The sequence below is a fragment of the Halobacteriovorax sp. genome, from assembly GCF_041587335.1.
GTDB lineage: Bacteria > Bdellovibrionota > Bacteriovoracia > Bacteriovoracales > Bacteriovoracaceae > Halobacteriovorax.
Map to the genome: position 1 here is coordinate 1 of NZ_JBFGYP010000173.1, position 4,687 is coordinate 4,687.

General features: G+C 35.7%; 5 protein-coding genes. 4 read left to right on the plus strand and 1 reads right to left on the minus strand.

Going from position 1 to position 4,687, the window contains the following annotated elements:
- The 3 genes from ABX784_RS15455 to ABX784_RS15465 all read left to right on the plus strand — a co-directional run.
- A partial coding sequence (locus tag ABX784_RS15455; protein WP_372655964.1) for a hypothetical protein occupies positions 1-1,690 on the plus strand: 1,690 nt, incomplete at its 5' end.
- Between the two features lie 58 nt (positions 1,691-1,748).
- Positions 1,749-2,798 carry a hypothetical protein gene (locus tag ABX784_RS15460; protein WP_372655965.1) on the plus strand — a complete coding sequence of 350 codons (1,050 nt, stop codon included), beginning with the start codon at positions 1,749-1,751 and terminating at the stop codon, positions 2,796-2,798.
- Positions 2,779-3,081 (plus strand): hypothetical protein, encoded by a 303-nt coding sequence (locus ABX784_RS15465; protein ID WP_372655966.1) that lies wholly within the window; start codon positions 2,779-2,781, stop codon positions 3,079-3,081. The genes ABX784_RS15460 and ABX784_RS15465 overlap by 20 nt, the downstream gene beginning before the upstream one ends.
- 1 nt (position 3,082) lies before the next feature.
- Here ABX784_RS15465 and ABX784_RS15470 read toward each other — a convergent pair whose 3' ends face one another.
- Positions 3,083-3,367, minus strand: coding sequence for an ArsR/SmtB family transcription factor (locus ABX784_RS15470; protein ID WP_372655967.1), 285 nt, complete (start codon positions 3,365-3,367; stop codon positions 3,083-3,085).
- An 84-nt stretch (positions 3,368-3,451) separates the two neighbouring features.
- On the opposite strand from ABX784_RS15470, the gene ABX784_RS15475 reads away from it, so the two are divergent.
- A complete protein-coding gene (locus tag ABX784_RS15475; RefSeq protein WP_372655968.1) occupies positions 3,452-4,501 on the plus strand; it encodes an alkene reductase in 1,050 nt (349 codons plus the stop codon).
- The last annotated feature ends 186 nt before the right edge of the window (positions 4,502-4,687 follow it).

Genomic DNA, 4,687 nt, shown 5'->3' on the forward strand with positions numbered 1-4,687 from the left:
AATTGATAATAATAAGGGAATGCTACGATATCTACGCGACGATTATGTAGATGCTTCAAGTAGTAGAGAGTGGTATGAACAAGAATTTATACAAATAGAAAATGATTATAAATCACTGCAGAGAATATTGCGCGAAATAGATATTTACTCAAAAAAACTGAGCATGTGTTACCGCGTTTGTAGTCCTTCAATGCAAGTTGATAATGAAGATAAATTAAGAAGACTGCAAAGAGTTAAGTTAGCACTTCTTTCAAAGAGGCCAATACTGGCCAGTAAAAATATTGAGAATATTATTCTTAGCGATAAAAAGAGTGAGAAAGACTTTAGAAAGGCCTTAGTGGAAACTTATTCAAGTTACCTAGGATCAGCTCAGGATAAAATCTCTGAGCTTCAGCAGAGATTTGGAAATGAAGAGAGAAGCTATAATTTCGCTAAAGACTCAAGAGAAGAAGTTCGAGAAAAGAGGCTATTGGAATTTTTTAAAAGTTTAGAGGGAGAAATCGCTTTAGATAATATGAGTTCTAGCATATTAAGCGAGCTTGATTGGGAACAGGAATTAGAGAATTCTGAAGATTCAGAATTAGCATGCCATTTTTATAAGAAAAATAAAGACTATATTTACAAAGAAAACTTAAAAGATATTGGTACAGAGATAGGGCTTGTGGCCGCACCTTTTTTGGCGGGGCCAGCATTTAGGCTTGGAGTCTGGGGATTGAAAGGAACAAGACTGTTAAAGTGGGGAATGAGAGAAGAGTTGTATGCAAGTGTTGTGAAAGCGACAGCAGGTGCTTCAAGTACAAGTCTATTTGTTAAAGACTCCCTTAATCTCTCAAATAAAAGAAAAGAATGTAGCAATAAACTTAATCAATTCATGGGAACTAGTAATGCAGTCCATTATCAAAAGTTTATTGAATGTAATCAGGATTATAATACTGACCTCTTGATTCTTGCAGCAGAGACTTCACTAACAGGTTTCTCCTCATTCAAAGGAATAATGGATGGCCTAAAGATATCAAAAGGCTTCGATTCTAATAACTCTCTTTATCACGTTAAAGATTACGATGAGCTCACATATTACTTATCTAAAAAAGAAATGGATAATGCAACATATGGAGAAGCAGGATTTAAATTTTCTTCTGAAAAGGGAGACTATTACGTTCTAAATTTAAATGGTCCAAAAGATGAAGTCTCACAAATTAGCTCTAAGTATTGGAGCTTTGTTTCTGATACATATAGAAAAAGACTCAACCTTAGTGATCAAGAGGTAAAGGATTTTATAAAAAGTAGTGAAGAGATGGAATACAGGACGACCTTATTTGTTAGCACAGAAAAAGATAAAGCAGACTCTATGAGAGGTGGACTTGCATTTGTAAACTCTACTGATGCAGAGGAGTTATTACCTTTTGAAAAAGCAACTGGAGTCAGAGTTAAAAGAGAGAAGGGAAAGAAAACTGGAGAGATTGTACGATTTACAGTTGATGAAAAACTAGGAGACCGCAAACTAAGTGATGAGCTCCTATCTCAGTTACTCTCATCTTTTAAGTCTCAAGATAAAATAGACAGTGTTTACGTCTACACATCTAAGTCACATAAGAGGCTCTATGAAAGACTTTTGAAGAAGATGAAGATTCCTTATAACCTAACTCATGACTTAGATCGAGATGTTGTTATGGAAATTGAAGTTAAGTGATATCAGTTAGTTAAGTTGTATTGCTAAAGATTATTTAATTATTTTCCGATAAGGTCATATGAAAAAATCGATAAGTTTATTTATAATTATATTTTGCTTTTCTCTATCCTCATGGGGGATTGATGTCAAAATACCTGAATCTGAATGCTCAGACGTAGACGTAAGAGAGAATATGAATCCTGAAATGAAGGAGCATTTCTCTACTCCGAGGAATCAAGATGGAATAGGTTGGTGTTATGCATTTTCTGCAGCGGACTTACTTACTGCTGAAATGAAAGAGCCTGTATCAGCATCACACGTTTCAGCTATCTTTAATAAAAATATTGATAACAGCACTTTCATGAAACTTGGATATAATATTGGTCGATTATTTAATGAAGGTACATTTGGTGACTCTTATGAAGGTGGCTGGGTTGATAGAGCATTGGAGAATGCTGTAGATGAAAAACGTGTTTGTTCAGAAGAGGCCCTACCATTTGACCGTAATTATCGTGGCGAGACTGCTGGAATTATTCTTCGTTTAGAAGAAATAAAAGCGGGCATGAAGGATGAATCAACCGCTAAGATAGTTTCTTGTAATGAAATAGACTCGCTTATTAGTTTTAGAGAATTAAATGGTCTTTCTGCCTCTGAGTTATATTCTATTTTAGAGCAGAATAATATGAATACAGCTCTTTCAATAATTCTTAAGAAGAGATGCAGTGAAAATCTAATTAAGCTAAAAGACTTTGAGATAGATTCTCTCTCTAAGCCAAGACCTCGTGTTGGAAAGCAGGGACGAAAGATGTCTGATCGTATAAGAGTAAAGAAAGGTATTAAAAGATACTTTGGAAAAATTGGAGATATTCTTTCATCTGGTAAGCCAATGGGAATCAGTTATAATGTTGATAATATAATGGATTCTAGTGGTGGGCACGCAAGTGTTTTAACTGGAAGAAGATGGAAAGACGGTAAGTGCCAATTCAAGATTAGAAACTCTTGGGGACGAGGTTGCCGATCATATGATATGGATAAAATTGAGGAATGTAATTATGAAGAAGGATCGTTTTGGGTTGATGATAAAAGGTTTTATGATATGGTCACTGACCTTGACTACATTAGCAATTAATTCTGATACTCTTCTTATAGAAAATGGTAAGAGTTATCCCGTACAAGTCGATGGAAATAATCTCTACAGTAAAGACTGTAAAGTCATTAATAAATGTTTTAGCTTTCCTGAAAAGTTAAAATTTTCATCCAATCAGAATATACTTTTCTCTCTTTGCTATCAAAGTGAGGGACGTCCAAAATTCGCTTCACTTAAATCTAATAAGAAGAAGGTTCAAGTCTGTGTAAAAGATAAATACGTAGTAGAGCTAGATGAAATGATGGGACAATTTAAGAAAAAATAGTCTATGAGTTTTTAATTGCTTCTAAAATACTAGGGTATGATTTTTCTATTTCAGGATTAATGGAAAGAAATTTTCTTACGCCTTCAGTTCTTGCACAAAGTATATTTGCATCAACAAGAATCTTTATATGATGAGAGAAGGTTGCCTTTTGCACTCCATAATTAAAATCGCCACAGGTTATTTCATTATTACTGGCCTGAAGTAACTGCTGTACAGCACTAAGCCTAATAGGATCTCCTAAGGCCTTCATGATTTTGTCTAATGGTATTTGTTTTATTTCTTTCATTGTTAGATATATATCTAACAAATTACTTGCCCTGACGCAAGCTGTTCTGTATCGTTTGACAAGTATCAAACAATGGAGATGTGAATGAATTCGTTATTTAGCCCATTAAAGCTAGGAAGCTTAACGCTAGTAAATAGAATTATTATGGCCCCTCTGACTCGTGGAAGAGCAGGTGAGGATCGTATACCAAATGACCTAATGGCAAAGTATTATAAAGAAAGAGCTAATGCGGGATTAATCCTAACTGAAGCTACATCTGTAACACCAATGGGTGTTGGTTATGCTGACACACCTGGTATCTGGTCAAATGAGCAAGTTGAAGGCTGGAAAAAAATTACAGAGGCCGTCCACAGTGAAGGTGGGAAGATATTTATGCAACTATGGCATGTTGGTAGAATCTCTCATTCGTCCTTTTTAAATGGTGAAAAACCAGTTGCCCCATCTGCAATTAAGCCTGCAGGACATGTTTCTCTCGTTCGTCCAGTTACAGAGTTTGAAACGCCTAGAGCACTTGAAACAAGTGAAGTTAAAGAGGTTGTAAAAGCGTATAGACTTGGCGCCGAGAATGCTAAGAAGGCTGGATTTGATGGTGTTGAAATACATGCAGCAAATGGTTATCTGATAGATCAGTTCCTTCAAGATAGTACAAATAAAAGAGAAGATATTTATGGAGGATCTTTAGAGAATAGAGCTAGATTTCTCCTGGAAGTGACTGATGCAGTAACAAGTGTTTGGGGTGCTGACAGAGTTGGCGTTCATCTCTCTCCTCGCTGTGATGCCCATGATATGGGTGATTCGAATCCTCTTAAAACATTTAGCTATGCTGTAGAAGAGCTTAGCAAGAGACAAATAGCATTTATTTTCACTAGGGAGCACCAAGCTGACGATAGCTTAACTCCAAAATTAAGAGAGATATTCTCCGGTGTCTTCATAGGAAATGAGAAGTATACAAAAGAAACGGCAGCCAAGGCCATTAACTCTGGTCTTGTAGATGCAGTTGCATTTGGAATGCCTTTTATATCTAACCCTGATCTTGTTAAGAGGTTTGAAATTGATGCCCCTTTAAATGAAGTCAATTTAGAAACAATCTATACGAAGAATGAAGTTGGTTATACAGACTATCCTCATTTATAGGTAAAATGGCGCTGTGCAAATATATGTGCAGCGCTCTAGTCGCCCTCTGAAGTTGACTACTTGGTCTATACATGGAAAAAACTAGAATGTTTTATTCTTTGCATTATTCTCAGAGGACTTTTTGAAAAATCTTGTAGACTCTCACGGCCGTAGAGTAAGAAAATTAAGATTATCTTTTACTGATAA